Origin of the sequence: Spirosoma aerolatum, from assembly GCF_002056795.1 — a bacterium.
In the GTDB taxonomy this organism is placed as follows: domain Bacteria; phylum Bacteroidota; class Bacteroidia; order Cytophagales; family Spirosomataceae; genus Spirosoma; species Spirosoma aerolatum.
This window is the reverse complement of sequence record NZ_CP020104.1, coordinates 5,463,431-5,479,118: the sequence shown is the minus strand read 5'-3', so window position 1 is coordinate 5,479,118 and position 15,688 is coordinate 5,463,431. Positions and strand designations below refer to the sequence as shown.

Here is a 15,688-nt window from a genome sequence, read left to right as displayed (position 1 = left end):
TGACGCGTTTGTCAGCCTCACAGCAACTAATTGAAAACTGAAAACAGAATGCTATACTAAGATGAATTCAATCATTCGATCTGCGCTGCGAAAGCCGATTTCGGTGGTGGTAGCGGTTATGGGACTGTTGTTCTTCGCTGTGATGTCCCTGTTTACTATCCCGGTCGACATTTTCCCGAACCTCGATCTACCGACTATTTACGTAGTACAGCCTTATGGGGGTATGGCTCCCGACCAGATGGACGGGTTTATCGCTACTCGTTATCAGGACCACTTTCTCTACGTATCGGGGATTCGCGATGTTGAGGTAAAAACGATTCAGGGACTATCGCTGATCAAGCTGCAATTTTATCCGGGCACCGATATGGCGCAGGCTGCAGCCGAGGTAGCCAACAACGTTTCACGCGCAAAAGCCTATATGCCTGAGGGTACGGTGCCGCCCCAGGTGGTGCGTTTCGATGCCAGTTCGGTGCCGGTAGGGCAATTGGTGTTTGAAAGTCAGAGTCGGTCATTGAACGAAATTCAGGATTATGCCTCGTCTCGTGTGCGGCCGATGTTCTCCCGGATTCCGGGCGTGTCGAGTCCTCCACCGTTTGGAGGGAACCAGCGTACCATCGTTATCCGGGTGAATCCGCAACTGGTGCGTAGTTATCAGCTTACGCCTGAAGAGGTCATTAAAGCCATTACGACCAATAACCAGCCATCGCCCGCCGGGAATATTCGGATTGGGGATAAAGCGCTGATGACCCCCGTAAATTCGCTGGTGAAACGCCCGGAAGATTTTCTGAATATTCCGATTCGGATTGGTACGGGCCCAACGGTGTTTGTACGGGATATTGGAACGGTGGAGGATGCCGCCGACGTAACGGTCAGTTATGCACTGGTCAACGGTCGACGGGCGGTATACATTCCGGTGGTCAAAAAGTCGGATGCCTCGACGCTTGATGTCGTGAACAACATCCGCAAGGCGATGCCCGAACTACAGGCGGCTGTACCCGAAGATGTAAAGATTTCGTACGAATTCGACCAGTCGGTGTATGTGACCAACGCACTTAAAAGTCTGGTGACAGAAGGGGTTTTGGGCGCTATCCTGACTGGCTTGATGGTATTACTTTTCCTGCGCGACTGGCGGAGTGTGATTATTGTCGTACTGACCATCCCGATTTCGGTGCTGTCGGCGGTGATTCTGCTCAATCTGTTCGGGCAAACTATCAACATCATGACGCTGTCGGGGCTGGCACTGGCCATTGGTATCCTGGTCGATCAGGCGACGGTGACGATTGAAAATATTCACCAGCATCTGGAAGAAGGCAAGCCGAAAGCGGTTGCGATCTGGGATGCCTGTAAGGAAATCATTTTCCCCGAATTCCTGATTCTGCTGGCTATTCTGGCGGTGTTTGCCCCGGCCTTTGTGATGAGTGGCATCCCCCGTTCCATGTTTCTGCCGCTGTCACTTTCCGTAGGGTTTGCCATGATTGCCTCGTTCATCCTGTCGCAGACACTCGTGCCGGTGATGGCCAATTGGCTGTTGAAAGCCCATCCTAAGCACGAAGCGCCAACGTTAGCGCTAGACGCCCAGGAACGCCACATGATGCTGGACGAAGCGGCCCATCCAACAAAAAATGCTACGGGTTTTGAGAAGTTCAAGCAACGGTATACGGCTCAGCTTGAAACGATTATAAACCATCGGGGGCTGGTAGTGGGTGGTTATCTGATCGGCTCGCTGGCGATAATTGTGGTTTGTTTTCTGGTGATCGGGACGGATATTCTGCCTCATGCCAACAGCCACCAGTTTCAGCTTCGGTTGCGTGTTCCTGATGGTACACGGGTAGAACGGACCGAGCTGGCGACCTTGAAAGTCCTCGATATTATCAAAAAGGAAGTAGGCCCTGAGCATCTTGATATTTCATCGGCTTATGTCGGTACGGTGCCGTCCAGCTATGGTACATCAAACATCTTTGTGTTCAACAGCGGCCCACATGAAGCCGTTTTGCAGGTGTCGCTACACGAAGATTTTCCGGTGAAGATGGATGATCTGAAAGAGCAGTTACGTAGTCGGATTGCCAGTGCCTTACCCAATGCCCGCATTTCGTTTGAGCCGATTGAACTGGTCGACAAAATCATGAGTCAGGGATCGGCTACACCAATTGAAGTGACCGTAGCTGCCAAAGACCTGAATGAAGCAGGACGGTTTGCGAACAAAATCAAAGACCGGATGAACCAGATTGCTTACCTGCGCGATGTGCAGATAGCCCAGCCGCTATCGTACCCGATCCTGAACGTGACCATGAACCGCGAACGGGCCGGGCAGTTGGGGGTTACATCGACGCAAGTGGCCCGGTCGATGGTGGCGGCTACATCGTCGAGCCGCTTTACCGATAAAAACCTCTGGCTCGACGATTCGAAAGGGCTGGCGTATCAGGTGCAGGTACAGATTCCTGAATATCAGATGGCTAATACCAGCGACATCGGGAATATTCCGTTGAAAAGTGGTGAAATGCGCCCGCTCCTGTCGGATGTGGCTACGTTCTCGGAAGGGACGGCCCCCGGCGAATACGACCGGGCAGGACCAAACCGGCTAGTGACGGTGACGGCCAATCTTCAGAAAAAAGACCTGGGTACGGCCCAGAAAGCCGTTATGCAGGCTATCAAAGACGCTGGCGATCCACCCCGTGGGGTTATTGTGGAGATGCGGGGCCAAACCCGGCTGCTAGCCGATACACTGAGCAGTTTGCAAACAGGTCTGCTGGTCGCGATTATCATTATCTTCTTACTGCTGGCGGCCAACTACCAGTCGTTTAAGCTGTCGCTGGTTATCCTGGCGGCTATTCCGGCTGTGGTAGCGGGGGCCTTGCTGATGTTGCTGGCCTGTGGCGCTACGCTGAACCTGCAATCGTATATGGGGCTGATTATGTCAGTAGGGGTATCGGTAGCCAATGCGATTCTGATGGTAACGAACGCCGAGAACTTACGACTGGAAATAGGCGAAACCCGAAAGGCTGCTGTATTGGCAGCTAACAGCCGGATTCGCCCCATCCTGATGACCAGTATTGCCATGATTGCCGGGATGGTGCCGATGGCTTCGGGTCTGGGCGAAGGGGGCGATCAGATTGCCCCATTGGGTCAGGCAGTTATCGGTGGGTTGATTGCGTCTACATTGGCCGCTTTGCTGATTCTGCCCTGTGTGTTTACGCAACTTCAGGCCAAAGCCGCTATCCAATCCGTATCGCTCGATCCCGAAGACCCGGAAAGCAAATTCTATCATCCCGAACTAAGTGCTACAGCATAAAATTGGTCTTTACATCCTTTCAATGGCAACAGACATGGCTTCTTTTCACGATAATCGCTCTTTCACTCTTTCGCTCTTTCGCTCTTTATCCCTGAGCCTATGCATATCTACAGCTATGGTTGCCTGCACTTCCGCCAGCAGTGACCATAAGATATCGGTTAAAGAGCCCGAAATTCAGCAGGTAGTGGTATCGACAGTGCAGTCGCTCCAGCCCAGCAAACGGGTTACGCTCCCCGGTGAACTGAAACCCTGGAACCGGGTGAGTATGTACGCCAAAGTAAAGGGGTTTGTCCGGGACGTTTCAGTCGACCGGGGTACTGTTGTTCGTAAAGGGCAGGTACTGGCTCGGCTGGATGCGCCCGAAGTTATTTCCGAGCTGAGTCAGGCTCAGGCGCAGCTACAGGCGCAGGAGGCCACGCTGGTGGAACAGACAACCCGTGCCCGTGCCAGCAAACTGACGTATACGCGGCTGTTGCAAACGGCCAAAATGGAAGGAGCCGTATCCGCCAATGAACTCGACCAGGCGCAGGCTCGCATGGAGGCCGACAGCGCTATGGTTGCTGTAGCGAGGGGAACCGTGCAGGCATCCCGTTCCAACTATCAGGCGAAGACCGAACTACGCCAATACCTGACCATTACGGCCCCGTTTGATGGTATTGTTATCGAGCGGAATATCAGCCCCGGTGCCTTGGTCGGCGCGGGTGATAGCGGTAAACCGTTATTTGTGCTGGAAGACAGCCGAACCCTTCGCCTGACGGTGGCTATCCCTGAGTTGTTCGCTAATCAGTTGCCTGCCAATAGTTCGGTTTCGTTTACGGTCAACGCCATGCCCGATCATCGGTTCAATGCAAAACTGGCTCGTTCGGCCCAGAGTCTGGTTGAAGCCAATCGGTCGATGATAGCTGAGTTTGATGTGCCGAATGCTGCACATGAACTGAAAGCCGGTATGTATGCCGAGGTGCAGATGCCTATCGAGCGTACGGCTAAAACCCTGTTTGTACCGACAACTGCCGTAGTCAACTCCAGCGAGAAGATGTTTCTAATTAAGGTACAGGGCAACCGGGCACAGTGGGTTTCGGTGCAAAAAGGTAATGTGCTGGACAGCCTGGTCGAAGTATTTGGCGACGTTCAGCCGGGTATGGCCATTGTCAAAAAAGCATCCGAAGAAATCCGGGATGGGCAGGAAGTGAAAGCCATTCAGCAGTAAAATAGTTAGATGAAATAATGCGTCGAAGAGCTATAAAACCTACGGCTGATTGATGGGAATACCCACCCGATATAAGTCGAACCCGCCTTTGCCTCCCGGACGATTCGAGGAAAAGAGCATTAGTTGATTACTAAACTGGTTTACACTGACCAGAATAGGGCGGTATTCATCATACTTTGTATTGATGGCAGGACCGAAATTGACAGGAGCTGACCAGCCCCCTGACGTCCATTGGCTGTAATACAGATCGAATCCACCATAACCTCCCGGACGGTTAGACGTAAATACCAACTTATCTCCACGGATAAACGGGCATTTATCATCGGCTGAGGAAGACAGAGCTGTTACCTTTTCAATCGGGACATCGGCCAGCGTGGTTAATTGGGCTGGTAATGCGGACGGAGAGAGAGTTGGTAAAGTAGCTTTGTATACATCGAACGAACCGGCCCGGTTAGACGTAAAGTAAATGGTTTGGTTGGTTTTGTCAAACGTTGGATAGGCGTCATCATAGAGCGAGTTGAGGAAGGATACCGGCTTAGGATCGACAAATACCTTATTGCTGACCCGACTCGACAGGCCGCTTACGGAAGTGGGTGATGACTGATAATTATGTGTCAGGTAAATATCCAGATTGCCAGTCCGATCGGAAGCAAACAGCATCAGATACTCTCCGAAGTGCGTATCACTGTATGACGTACTGATGTTTAAATCATGGGTAAACGAGCGGATATAAGGGCCTAATTCGTTGGCATTGGAGTTGGCTTTGCCGGTGGCCCAGGTCAGTGGACTTTGCTCTTCGACAACATCTAAGCCTCCGTAGGGATGAGAATCAAACGTAATTGCTCCGTTTCGTAGATTAAAGGACGTTTCCAGCGATTCATGAACGAAGTCGAAATCGGTTCGCCCTCCTCGTTTAGAGGAGAATACCAGCGCCATGATATTTCCCACAACATGACTGGTCGAGTTATAATCGTCATCGACGGAATTAATATCCCCTAAGTTCTCGACGGTTTCGGGGAACTGGCCTTGTGTGTACTGGTCGGGAAGTAATGGACCGCAGTTACTGGCAATCGCTAAGAGGAGGGATAGGAAAAGAAACCGTTTCATCGTACAATGTTTTAACAGCATAGACTCCAATTTTCAGGATACAGTTGGAACTGTATGGTCTATAATAGATTGGCTAAGAAGTTGGATGCTCATTATAACGTGGGTAGAAACCCGCGATTTAAAAAAAAGAGCGCGGGTTTCTACCCACGTTATAAGTTTTATTTACCGGAAAGATATAGTTTGAAATATATAGTTATGTTTATTCGATAAGCGCTTTTTAATTTGTCAGTTTGGTTAAACCGTCAATTTATACTGTTTTCTACTAGTTCGATACGCGATGATGCTCTTGATGGACGGAATGTATAAAGGAGTTCACTATGAGAATGTGGCTCACTGGGTTCAGAGTTATGAATCCGCATTCGAGCTACTAACGCAACTTGTTGTAAACCAGTGGACGTTGACGACTGCTATCCTTGTCGATAATGGCGATTGCCTGTGCCTGCCTGTTGAAGCATTTGATGGGCAACCGATTCAGATTCACATTCAGGCGTTAGAACAGGAATGGAAGCGACTCCTATCGACCAAGTCCTATACCTCCTCTATATCAGGCGATGCGCGGCTTAAGGATTGGTATGTACGACTGGATATCTATTATGGCGATTTACTGGCCCATTTAGAGAGAATCATTCTTCTGCTGGAAAACCGGAAGCTTAAGATCCTGAATCATCACAATGAAGCGATCAGGCGGCTGCTGAGCAGTAAATACGAATCGCGGCTTGAGCTAAACCGGAAACTGCATCTGCAAACGCAAAACAATCGACAAACGAATCAACAACGTTTACGGCAATTGGAGGGCTAATTCTTAAAAGTTAATACAGTAAATACGGCTTAATCATCTCTTCCCACCTCCTACAGTCAGTTACTGTCTGACTCGTTTGCAGAAACGAATCGAATGGTTGCTCGAACAAGGCTTCTGAGTCAGGTATACCCAGGAGCTTGTCCAGGTGTTGATTTCCCGTTGGGTTCACGTAAGTGGGGTAGGGAGCCCAGCTAAACTCGTCGGGATGAAAGTCGTAGACAAGCTTAATGAAAAGCATCCCAGACAAAACCGCCTTAAATACAGTAGCATCCGTAATGTGAAACATCACCCCCTGGCATAGTTCACCAGCGTATTTACCACTTTGGGGTGTAAACGTCAAGGCACGGGCAATAATACCCGGAACGGCCATCGCATTGAATTGATTCGTAAGCGTATATGCATCCAGCCAGGGCGCACCAGCCAGTTGGAACGGGGTTGCGGTTCCGCGTCCTTCGCTCAGATTAGTGGCTTCCAGCAGGCCCAAGCCCGGATAAAGGACAGCCGATTCCGAATTGACCATAGCTGGCGAGGTTGGAACAAACGAGGGTTGCCAATCGCGTGAAAAATAAGTCCGGTGCCAGCCTTCGGCTTTTACAACAGTAACTGATAGATTGGAAAAACGTTGATGTTGCCAGTACCGGGCCAATTCGCCAAAGGTGCAGGCGTGTCGGAGCGGAATAGCCCATCGGCCAATAAAGGACGAGCAGGTGGATTCATCGAGGATAGGGCCTTCAACTTGATCTATTCGCCCGGAAAGCGGATTTGGTCGGTCGAGCAGAATTAATGGTTTGTCATAGTGCGAACAGGCTTCCATAACGTGCGTAAGCGTCCACAGGTAGGTGTAAAATCGGCAACCGATGTCGGGTAAATCCACAATGACCACATCAATATCGGCCAGGTCGTCAGCTGAAGGCTGAAGTTTGGTACCGTATAGACTGACAATAGGAAGACCCGTCAATGGATCCGTTCCATTCGGCATAGGCCTGCCATCTTCGCCAATCGAATCCAGCCCATGCTCAGGGGAGAACAATTTGGTTACCGGAAATCCAGCAGTTAGCAAAGCATGCCGGGAAGGTATATACGAGGCCGTGGTAGCGGCCTGATTGGTGACAAGAGCAATCCGTTGTTGCTGAAAATTTACTGCCTGTTCTAGGAAGCGATCGATACCAAAGGAAACCATGATGCGGGAGAAGAAGGCCACTTCCTCAAAGTTCAGAACTTTGGAGAAGTCTGCAAGGAATAGGTGTGAATCAGAGATTCAATCCAGAAGTTTGCTGAGTTTTCGTTGCTATTTTCAGAACAAAGATGTCGTTGTCAAGTGTTTACTTCATGACCAACTTAAACACATTCACTATGTCTAGCCAATCTACCCGGCCCGAAGATTTGCTTTTTGAGGCCGCTCGCAACGGCGATGTTCGTTACCTGAACCAACTTATTGATAATGGGGTAGAGGTCAACATCCAGAATGAGCAGGGATTTACGCCGTTGATTCTGGCTACGTATAGCGGTCATTTGGAAGCGATCCGGGTTTTGCTGGACGCCAATGCCGATGTGAATGGACAGGACGTACACGGCAACACGGCGCTGATGGGCGTTTCTTTTAAAGGCTATCCTGACATTGCCCGTTCGTTGATCGAGAGTGGGGCCGATTTGAATAGACAGAATGTCAACGGTAGTACAGCTCTGATGTTTGCTGTCCTTTTTGGCCGAAATGAACTGGCCAGACTGTTACTGGATCATGGCGCTGATGCTTCTATTGAGGATAGCCGGGGGTTGACCGCCCGCGATCTAGCCATTCAAAAGAGCAATGAAGAAGCGTTGCAATGGTTATAGATGTTATTGATGAGCGTAACGTGGGAGGAAACCCGCGATTAAAAAGAAGAGCGCGGGTTTCCTCCCGCGTTACGCTCATCAATAACATCTATCTATTTCCCTCCTGGACGGGTTGGGCGTACTTCAATTTTACTGGGGAGCGTGCGGGCGGGCATTTTGATCAGGTCCGAAACGATCTGACCAATATCTTCCGGCTGGATTTTCCAGGCGTCTTTTTCGCTGGGCTGGTGGTCGTTGAAGTACGTAGCAACCGAACCCGGCATGATGGTCGATACTTTGATGCCTTCGTTTCGCAGGTCGAGCATGACCGCTTGTGTGAACCCGACCAGTCCGAATTTGCTGGCGTTATAAGCCGCTCCTTTCTCGAAGAAGTTTGTACCCGCCAGACTGGCAATGGTAATGAAGTAGCCTTCCGATTTCTTCAGGGCGTCGAGAGCTGCTTTGGCGGTGTAAAATACGCCAGTCAGGTTGATGTCTATGGTTTCGTGCCACAGTTCGGGGGTAAGGTCCTGAATGGACGCAAAGTGGCCGACACCGGCATTCGCGATCGCATAATCCAGCCGCCCCCATGTTTGTAGAATAGTGTCGACGGCTCGTTGCTGTGAGGCTAAATCGCGTACATCGGCACCGATGCCTAATGCATAACCGGGCTTGATGTCATTCAGTTTGGCGGCTGCCAATTCGGCGGCTACCGACGAGCGGCTGGTAATAGCTACCCGAATTCCTTCGTTGATGAGCACTTCGGCAATACCGTAGCCGATGCCTTTTGAGCCGCCCGTAATAAGTGCGGTTTTGATACTATCTGCCATGAGGACTATGAACGGAATGGTTTCTGTTTCGCCCATAACCCCGAAGCCAACAGAAAGGTTTTTGGTAAACCGATTTCATTACAGCGCCCAGGGGATGCGTTCACTGAAACGTTTAGGCTGGTTTACCGTGAATGAAACCGATAGTTTAGCGTAGCAATTCCCTGTATGCCCGGCCAGAACGTGTCCCAGTTTGTGAGGCCAATGCCCGGCTGGTAGGTCATGTACTTATCAAAGAGCAGATAATCCGTACGTTTGCTCAGTCCGATAAATTTCTGGAGGCCGAGGTCCATATTCCAGCGTGGCGAAAACCGGATGTTCATCGCTGCGGTTACACCTAACCCCATTATAAATCCGCTTGCCGATTGCGTGGAAAAAATGTCCTGTCCGCTCGGAAATGATCGAATCGTGGCGTTCTGGTCATACTGGGAGCCAATCAGCAGTACGCCAATCGGCAGGCCAATTCGGGTGGTGGGTTTGACCGTCCGAATGGCGTCGATTCGCGCACCAACTTTGGCCGAAGCGCCCGACGTATTGATGGCGCTGAGGCCGCAATCACACAAATAGCCGGAAGGGATTCGACTGGCATGATTCTGATAGGTATACCCCGCGCTAGCCACCAGCGCCCAACGGTTCAGGTCCGGGCTCCAGGCGGTGGTTAATTCGATTGACCGACCTGGTAGCGTAGCCAGATTAATACCGATCTGCCCTTGCCAGGATTGGGCGTGGGCTATGCCTGAGCAGATCAGTACGACTAGTGTAAGTAGATTGTGTTTCATGGAGAAGGAGGAGTGGTTCGTGAGGTAGTCGTTTGACGGAAGATGACGATAATCAACCGCCTGCTTTCTTCGCTTTGTAGCCTTTGCTGGCCAACCAGGTCAGGACTTTGTCGCGGTGATCGCCCTGAATCAGAATTTCGTCGTCTTTGGTCGATCCTCCCGATCCACAGGCTGTTTTGAGCTGCTTGCCTAAATCGGCCAAATCAGCCGTACTGCCGATAAATCCTCGGACAGTGGTAACAACTTTATTTCCACCTAGTTTAACCAGCCAGATTTTCAGGTTTTGCTGAACAGCAGGCAGCGTCTCGGCCTCCGATGGCTCGTCTGATTCATAGTGAAAATCTGGATTGGTGGAAAATACGATTCCCGACCTGTTTTTCTTGCTCATATGCCATGCCTATTTAAGTACAAAGCTAATGGCTTTAGGCCAAACTCTCGTTCAGTAGATGTAGACCCTAAACGGATGGGTAAGGTTGTATAGACAGGAAAATTAATGGATACACAGCCTCTATAACTCCATCAACTGCCGCACCGCTTCGCCATACGTGCTGCCACTGGTCAGTTTCGTTCCTTTCCGGTCGTTCATCGCCAATACGAATTTACCGTCGAAATGGCGGTGGATTTCACCAATCTTATGCCGATTGACCATAACCGACCGACTGATGCGTACGAACGTATCGGGTAGTTTTTCGTTGAGCGTCGTCAGCGTGTAACTGGTCAGGTATTTCTGGCCGTCGAGGGTGGCCAGGAAAACGTATTTATCTTCAGCCTCAAAGTACGCAATATCAGACAGAGGTATCAGAATGATTTTTTCGCCGGTTTTAACCGAGATCGAATAAATCTCCTTCTTCGGTTGCATCTGGGCCAGTAAGCGCATCACACTGTCGGTCATAGGGTTACTGACGGGTTGACTCGAATCGTTCCGTTCGACCAGGTTACGGATTTTTTGGGCGGTTCGGGCTAGCCGATCGGCTTCAATCGGCTTGAGCAGGTAGTCGACTGAGTTTTCTTCAAAGGCACGGATGGCGTATTGATTGAAGGCCGTGGCAAACACTACCATCGGTACAGTGGTCACTTTTGCCAGCATTTCGAACCCATTTAGCAAGGGCATTTCGATGTCAAGGAAAATAATGTCCGGGTGTTCGGCTTCAATCAGGGTTAGTCCTTCAGCTCCGTTGGTGGCTTCGCCTATAATGTCGAACGTGTCGCGGTGTTTATCGAGCAATCGGCGCAATCGGCTGATGGCCAGCGATTCGTCGTCGATCAGTATGGTTTTTAGGGGGAAAGTCATAACGCGTTGAGATTAAGCGTCGGGAGTTACAGCGGTATCGGTATTACGAATTTTATCCATGCTGATCGAGATCAACACCTGTTTAAGCGGCCAGTTCTGGAGTTCAACGCGGGCATCGTTGCCATATAGTAGTTTTAGTTTATCCTGAATACTGCGAAGGCCATAGCCGCCGTCCATATCGTCGGGAAAAGACGGGCCATTGTCGTGTACACACAGGTGTAACTCTTTGGCTTTTTCGTAAATTCTGACGTCGATCCGACCCGAATCGGCCCGTTTGGCAATACCATGTTTGATGGCGTTTTCGACAATGGGCTGCAATAGAAACTGTGGTAATTTCAGGTCATTCAGCGACGGGTCGGACACTTCTACGCTGAACGCGAGTCGATTGCCAAACCGGACCTGCTCTACCTGTAGATAGGTGCGAACCATTTCCAGTTCGTCCGACAGGGTTGCGTACAGCTCGCCGTTGCGTCCGGTCGAATACCGAAATAGTTTGGACAAGAGTAGCGTCATTTCTTCGGCCTTGTCGGGGTCTTCGTGAACCAGGCTGGCAATGCTGTTGAGGGCATTGTACAGAAAATGCGGGTTAATTTTGGCTTGTAAAGCGTCTAGTTCGGCACGGGTTTTCAGTTTTTCCAGATTCAGCAACTGGAATTCCTGCTCGGAGAGCTTACGCGTCAGTTGCCTGCCTTGTTGTAATACGTACAAAAACAGGTTGGCAATCAGCAGATCTCCCATCACATAGGCATACCAGGGCGCTGTTTGATCGATGCCCTCTGGACGTTTCAGCAGCACTTCGACATGAGGCCGTCCCAGAACCTCATAAAGACCCATATTCACGATAGTGAAGCTACAAATGATAATCAGGCTCATAAACACATGCCGGACCCATATGGCCGGAAACTGATTAATGAGCCAGCCTGAGAGTGCCCAGGTCAGCAGATATGTAACTGCACCATCGGTCATATTCTGAACGACCAGAAACCGATACAAACCCACCATGTTCGGGTCCTGAGTGGTCAGAATCAGATTGGTAAAGTAGATGATGGCGTTCGAGCCGTAGATCAGCAGGGCCCCTAACATCATTCCAATCAGCGTTCCCCAACCTGGTTTTTGTAGAATGGTGGTTAATGTAATCGGCTCAGGACGTATTTCCGATTTTGAACGGTATTTGCTCCGACCTGAAAAGTTGAAGGTAGCTCCTTCAACATTGGCTCCGGTCAGGTTTACCTCTTCTAGTGAACTGAAATTCAGGTTGGCTTCGTAGAGGTCCGCATCCGTAAAGTCGGCCCCTTCCAGATTGGAGAAACTTAAGTTGGCCTGCCGGAGAATGGCTCCCCGAAAGTTAGCTTTACCGAGGTTCGAAAAGCTTAGATCAGCTTGGGTCAGGTCAAGGCCGCTAAAGTCGAAATGTTCCAGATCGGAGCCCATCATATTGACCCGTCGGCCATTCTTGCCAATCGTACCAATGAGTTGTTCGCGCGTCATTTTCTTCGTTTACGGGTTACGGTCTTCAGTTTTCGGCTTACAAATGGCTGACATAAGAAATAGGTTAACCATCCGTAAGCCGAAAACCGTAAACTCATTTACACTTGGCTAATAGCGGTTCGATCTGCTTTTGCCCCCAGTTTGGCGACAGGTCGTTGGCAGGTTTAAATGTAGCAAATTTTTCGGCGGCCTGTTTCAGCACGGGGCAGGCAGTAGTAGGACCACCGCCAAACTGCTCGGGGGTGTACATCAGCGAGGTCCCTTCCAGTACATACGGGCGTGGATTGGCGGCATTCAGGCTTTTCGCTTTTTCAATACCCGCCTGAGCCAATGGGCCGTACTGTTGCCAGCGATTCATGGGATCGACTACCATTCGCGACTGGGCAATGTAGGCTTTCAGTACAACCAGCTCGTCGTTATTGAGTGAGAGGGCTTCGGCTGCTTTCAGATTCGCGTCGGCCTGGTCCAGGTATTTGTCTTTGGCGGCTTCATCTTTTCCCGTAAAGCCCAGATAAACGTACATCAAGCCTGCATAATACCGGGGTAGCCATTCTTTAGTTTCAACACTGGCGATACGTTCAAACTGATTGGCTAGCGCCTGTAAATCAGTAGCTGAAGTCTGCATAGTTTGCGTTTGCAAGGCGCCGATTGCCTGGCTCATAGCCTGCTTGTATTGGTCAGACTGCGCCCAGACTGGGGCTATTGTACCGAGCGTAGAGATACCGAGAAGGATAAGGGTTTTCATGAAGCTTATGTTTTAAGCGAGCCAGGTTCCAGTTTGACTCGATCATCGGTTTAAATGGCCAGCCTGGAACGATCCGCTGGAGCGGGCGGGCCAGTGAGTTATAATTCGTTGACGTTTACGTTGGCTTTTCGGGAAAGCATAATCACACCACCCACAAAAAAACTTCGATACGATTGTGGCCCCACTGCATAGCGCGTTTTGTTGTCGGGAGTATAGCGGTAGGTGTATACATTGTGTGTGTTGAGGATATTGTCGACTGATGCATACAGCACGACCAGATTTTTATTGATTCGGGTAATATGGCTGGCCGAAAAACTGAGGTTATTAACCATCGGCGTCCGGTCGGCCAGGAACGTTTCATTGTTGGGATTGTAATACGGGCGACCGCTGCTGATGGTGTACGTTAGGCCGAGGTTTGTGCTGATTTTCTCGAAATACCGTTTACCAATCAGGCTGATGTTATGGTTCGAAATAAACGTTGGCGTAGCGGATACAGTGAATTGCTGGAAAAGCCGTTTCGAGTCGACATAGCTATACGTAATCCAGTAGTCGAGTCCTTTAATGGTTTTCTGATCGCGCCAGAACATGTCGAATCCCTGGGCATATCCATTTCCCGAATTGTCGGTCTGGCCGATGGGAAAGCGGTAAGGGTTGGCGTCGAACGGCTGCCCGGTGAATTCACGGACCAATTCAGCGTAGTTTTTATAGAATGTTTCGATTCGGAAGGTGCGTTTGTTTTTGATAATCTGGTAGTTAAGAATCAGGTGGTCGGCGCGTTCGTAGGTGAGGCTGCGGTTCAGATACAGGTAACGATAATCCGGAGTCTGGTAAAATTGCCCATAGGCCAGTGAAACCTGACTGTATAGGCCGGTTTTATAGGCCATCGACAGGCGAGGAGCCAGGTTGAACCGATTGATGACCGATGCATATTCGCCCCGAATTCCAAGCTGAATAGCCAGATTCCGGCCCAGGTAGGTTTGCGATTCGACAAACAGAGCTGCGTAGTTATCGTGCAGCGCGTAGCGGGTTCCCATAACTGTATTGCGAAGCGTAACCCGGCTGGCTTCCGTACCGAACAGGAATGTATTGTTATTCGGCAGCAATCGTGTTAGTACGGCTCGGCCCTGTAACCGCTCACTTGATCGGCCAAAATCGTAGGCATCGAAGGTGGTGGCATCTGTATCGTAGCTGTACGACAGGCCAGAATAGAGTAACCAGCGACCATCGGCCCAGCTATCGGTATAGGTACTGGTGGTAAAAAAGTTGTTGTTTCGTTGTTTAAAAGCCGTTTTCCCGGCATCGTTCGATGGGTCGATGAAGTTCATGCCAAGCTGACTGGCCGAATACATTCCGTAGCATTTAAGCATGCCGGTCTTGCTGGGTTGCAACCTGTAGGTGAGTGAGGTGCCCGCAAATTCAGGAACCTGTGTCCAGTCGATATTTTGCCGAACCAGGGTAAATAACGGTTTCAGATTGCCGTAATAGGCCGTTGCCGAAATAGACGATTTATTGCTTGTGTGATCGTAGCTCAACCCGGTGTTAGCCAGATTTATGCTTAGGCCAAGGCCTTCATTTTGGGATTTATCGGTTGTGTTCAGGAGCAATACCGACGAAAGCGCCTGACCATACTGGGCCGAATACCCGCCCGTACTGAACGAAGTACCTTTGAACATAAACGGCTGAAACCGGCCCCGCGACTGCACATCGGGCATCGAACTGAAATAGGGATTCTGTACAATCATGCCATCAATAACAACTTTGGCTTCTTCGCCTGAACCGCCCCTGACAAACAAGCCCGTTTGTTCGCCCACCCGCTGCGTACCGGGTAGCAGGTTCATCGCAGCCGTTATGTCAGCATTAGCCCCGGCCGTGGTAACAATATCCATCGGTTTCAGCATGGTCATGCGCTTTTCATCCGATGCTTCAAACGAGCCTGCTGTAATGACTACCGTATTCAGTTCGTTGGTCGCTTCCTGAAGCCGAATGGTTAGCGGTGTGGAGCTACCAAGGGTTATTTTCTGGCTAAAAGGTTCGTAACCAATGTATGATACCAGCAAGGTTGCCGTATCGTTTCGGGCTGAAGTAAACCGGAACGTGCCGGTACTATCGGTATTGCCTCCATCGTAGGTACCTTTAAGAAACACATTGGCACCGGGTAAAGCACGTCCTTTCTGATCCAGCACCCGACCTGTCAGCCTGGTTTGTGCCGTAGCCGTCGAGCAGAGGAAGAGTATGCAGAGGAAGTAAACAGGTTTCATCAGTGCGGTGGCTGTTTGGATGAACCAAAGCTATCACCTTGTAGAGCCGTGTTAACTCATTTTCTGACGAATCCCGAAAGGAGTGG

13 protein-coding genes are annotated in these 15,688 nt (G+C 50.3%); 4 read left to right on the top strand and 9 right to left on the bottom strand.

Going from position 1 to position 15,688, the window contains the following annotated elements:
- The first annotated feature begins 61 nt into the window (after positions 1–61).
- Both B5M13_RS22680 and B5M13_RS22675 read left to right on the top strand, forming a co-directional pair.
- Complete coding sequence (locus B5M13_RS22680) at positions 62–3,289, top strand: efflux RND transporter permease subunit (protein WP_080057841.1); 3,228 nt, start codon at positions 62–64, stop codon at positions 3,287–3,289.
- A gap of 115 nt (positions 3,290–3,404) precedes the next feature.
- Complete coding sequence (locus B5M13_RS22675) at positions 3,405–4,496, top strand: efflux RND transporter periplasmic adaptor subunit (protein ID WP_170061172.1); 1,092 nt, start codon at positions 3,405–3,407, stop codon at positions 4,494–4,496.
- A 39-nt stretch (positions 4,497–4,535) separates the two neighbouring features.
- Here the strand turns inward: B5M13_RS22675 and B5M13_RS22670 are convergent, their stop codons facing one another.
- Positions 4,536–5,603: a TolB family protein gene (locus B5M13_RS22670; RefSeq protein ID WP_080057839.1), complete on the bottom strand. Its 1,068-nt coding sequence runs from the start codon at positions 5,601–5,603 to the stop codon at positions 4,536–4,538.
- A gap of 277 nt (positions 5,604–5,880) precedes the next feature.
- Between B5M13_RS22670 and B5M13_RS22665 the strand changes: the two genes are divergently transcribed.
- A complete protein-coding gene (locus B5M13_RS22665; protein WP_155297315.1) occupies positions 5,881–6,402 on the top strand; it encodes a hypothetical protein in 522 nt (173 codons plus the stop codon).
- A 10-nt stretch (positions 6,403–6,412) separates the two neighbouring features.
- Here B5M13_RS22665 and B5M13_RS22660 read toward each other — a convergent pair whose 3' ends face one another.
- Entirely contained in the window at positions 6,413–7,582 is a 1,170-nt protein-coding gene (locus B5M13_RS22660) for an exo-beta-N-acetylmuramidase NamZ family protein (protein WP_080057837.1), read from the bottom strand.
- Between the two features lie 173 nt (positions 7,583–7,755).
- Here B5M13_RS22660 and B5M13_RS22650 point away from each other — a divergent pair, with 173 nt between their 5' ends.
- Positions 7,756–8,235: an ankyrin repeat domain-containing protein gene (locus tag B5M13_RS22650; protein ID WP_080057835.1), complete on the top strand. Its 480-nt coding sequence runs from the start codon at positions 7,756–7,758 to the stop codon at positions 8,233–8,235.
- Positions 8,236–8,327: 92 nt separating this feature from the next.
- On the opposite strand, the gene B5M13_RS22645 is transcribed toward B5M13_RS22650, so the two are convergent.
- The 7 genes from B5M13_RS22645 to B5M13_RS22615 all read right to left on the bottom strand — a co-directional run bounded on the left by B5M13_RS22645 (position 8,328) and on the right by B5M13_RS22615 (position 15,602).
- On the bottom strand, positions 8,328–9,044 hold the full coding sequence (locus B5M13_RS22645) for an SDR family oxidoreductase (RefSeq protein ID WP_080060043.1): 717 nt from the start codon (positions 9,042–9,044) through the stop codon (positions 8,328–8,330).
- A 122-nt stretch (positions 9,045–9,166) separates the two neighbouring features.
- A complete protein-coding gene (locus tag B5M13_RS22640; protein WP_080057834.1) occupies positions 9,167–9,820 on the bottom strand; it encodes a hypothetical protein in 654 nt (217 codons plus the stop codon).
- A 52-nt stretch (positions 9,821–9,872) separates the two neighbouring features.
- Positions 9,873–10,208 carry a translation initiation factor gene (locus B5M13_RS22635; protein ID WP_080057833.1) on the bottom strand — a complete coding sequence of 112 codons (336 nt, stop codon included), beginning with the start codon at positions 10,206–10,208 and terminating at the stop codon, positions 9,873–9,875.
- A 120-nt stretch (positions 10,209–10,328) separates the two neighbouring features.
- Positions 10,329–11,111: a LytR/AlgR family response regulator transcription factor gene (locus B5M13_RS22630; RefSeq protein ID WP_080057832.1), complete on the bottom strand. Its 783-nt coding sequence runs from the start codon at positions 11,109–11,111 to the stop codon at positions 10,329–10,331.
- Between the two features lie 12 nt (positions 11,112–11,123).
- Positions 11,124–12,599, bottom strand: coding sequence for a histidine kinase (locus tag B5M13_RS22625; protein ID WP_080057831.1), 1,476 nt, complete (start codon positions 12,597–12,599; stop codon positions 11,124–11,126).
- 94 nt (positions 12,600–12,693) lie between these two features.
- On the bottom strand, positions 12,694–13,344 hold the full coding sequence (locus B5M13_RS22620; protein ID WP_080057830.1) for a hypothetical protein: 651 nt from the start codon (positions 13,342–13,344) through the stop codon (positions 12,694–12,696).
- Positions 13,345–13,442: 98 nt separating this feature from the next.
- Positions 13,443–15,602 (bottom strand): TonB-dependent receptor, encoded by a 2,160-nt coding sequence (locus B5M13_RS22615; RefSeq protein WP_080057829.1) that lies wholly within the window; start codon positions 15,600–15,602, stop codon positions 13,443–13,445.
- Positions 15,603–15,688 lie beyond the last annotated feature (86 nt).

Coding starts and splice junctions, on each gene's coding strand:
- B5M13_RS22635 (WP_080057833.1), bottom strand. CDS start 10,208: ATGAGCAAGAAAAACAGGTCGGGAATCGTATTTTCCACCAATCCAGAT.
- B5M13_RS22625 (WP_080057831.1), bottom strand. CDS start 12,599: ATGACGCGCGAACAACTCATTGGTACGATTGGCAAGAATGGCCGACGG.
- B5M13_RS22645 (WP_080060043.1), bottom strand. CDS start 9,044: ATGGCAGATAGTATCAAAACCGCACTTATTACGGGCGGCTCAAAAGGC.
- B5M13_RS22670 (WP_080057839.1), bottom strand. CDS start 5,603: ATGAAACGGTTTCTTTTCCTATCCCTCCTCTTAGCGATTGCCAGTAAC.
- B5M13_RS22615 (WP_080057829.1), bottom strand. CDS start 15,602: ATGAAACCTGTTTACTTCCTCTGCATACTCTTCCTCTGCTCGACGGCT.
- B5M13_RS22620 (WP_080057830.1), bottom strand. CDS start 13,344: ATGAAAACCCTTATCCTTCTCGGTATCTCTACGCTCGGTACAATAGCC.
- B5M13_RS22650 (WP_080057835.1), top strand. CDS start 7,756: ATGTCTAGCCAATCTACCCGGCCCGAAGATTTGCTTTTTGAGGCCGCT.
- B5M13_RS22680 (WP_080057841.1), top strand. CDS start 62: ATGAATTCAATCATTCGATCTGCGCTGCGAAAGCCGATTTCGGTGGTG.
- B5M13_RS22630 (WP_080057832.1), bottom strand. CDS start 11,111: ATGACTTTCCCCCTAAAAACCATACTGATCGACGACGAATCGCTGGCC.
- B5M13_RS22660 (WP_080057837.1), bottom strand. CDS start 7,582: ATGGTTTCCTTTGGTATCGATCGCTTCCTAGAACAGGCAGTAAATTTT.
- B5M13_RS22665 (WP_155297315.1), top strand. CDS start 5,881: ATGATGCTCTTGATGGACGGAATGTATAAAGGAGTTCACTATGAGAAT.
- B5M13_RS22675 (WP_170061172.1), top strand. CDS start 3,405: ATGGTTGCCTGCACTTCCGCCAGCAGTGACCATAAGATATCGGTTAAA.
- B5M13_RS22640 (WP_080057834.1), bottom strand. CDS start 9,820: ATGAAACACAATCTACTTACACTAGTCGTACTGATCTGCTCAGGCATA.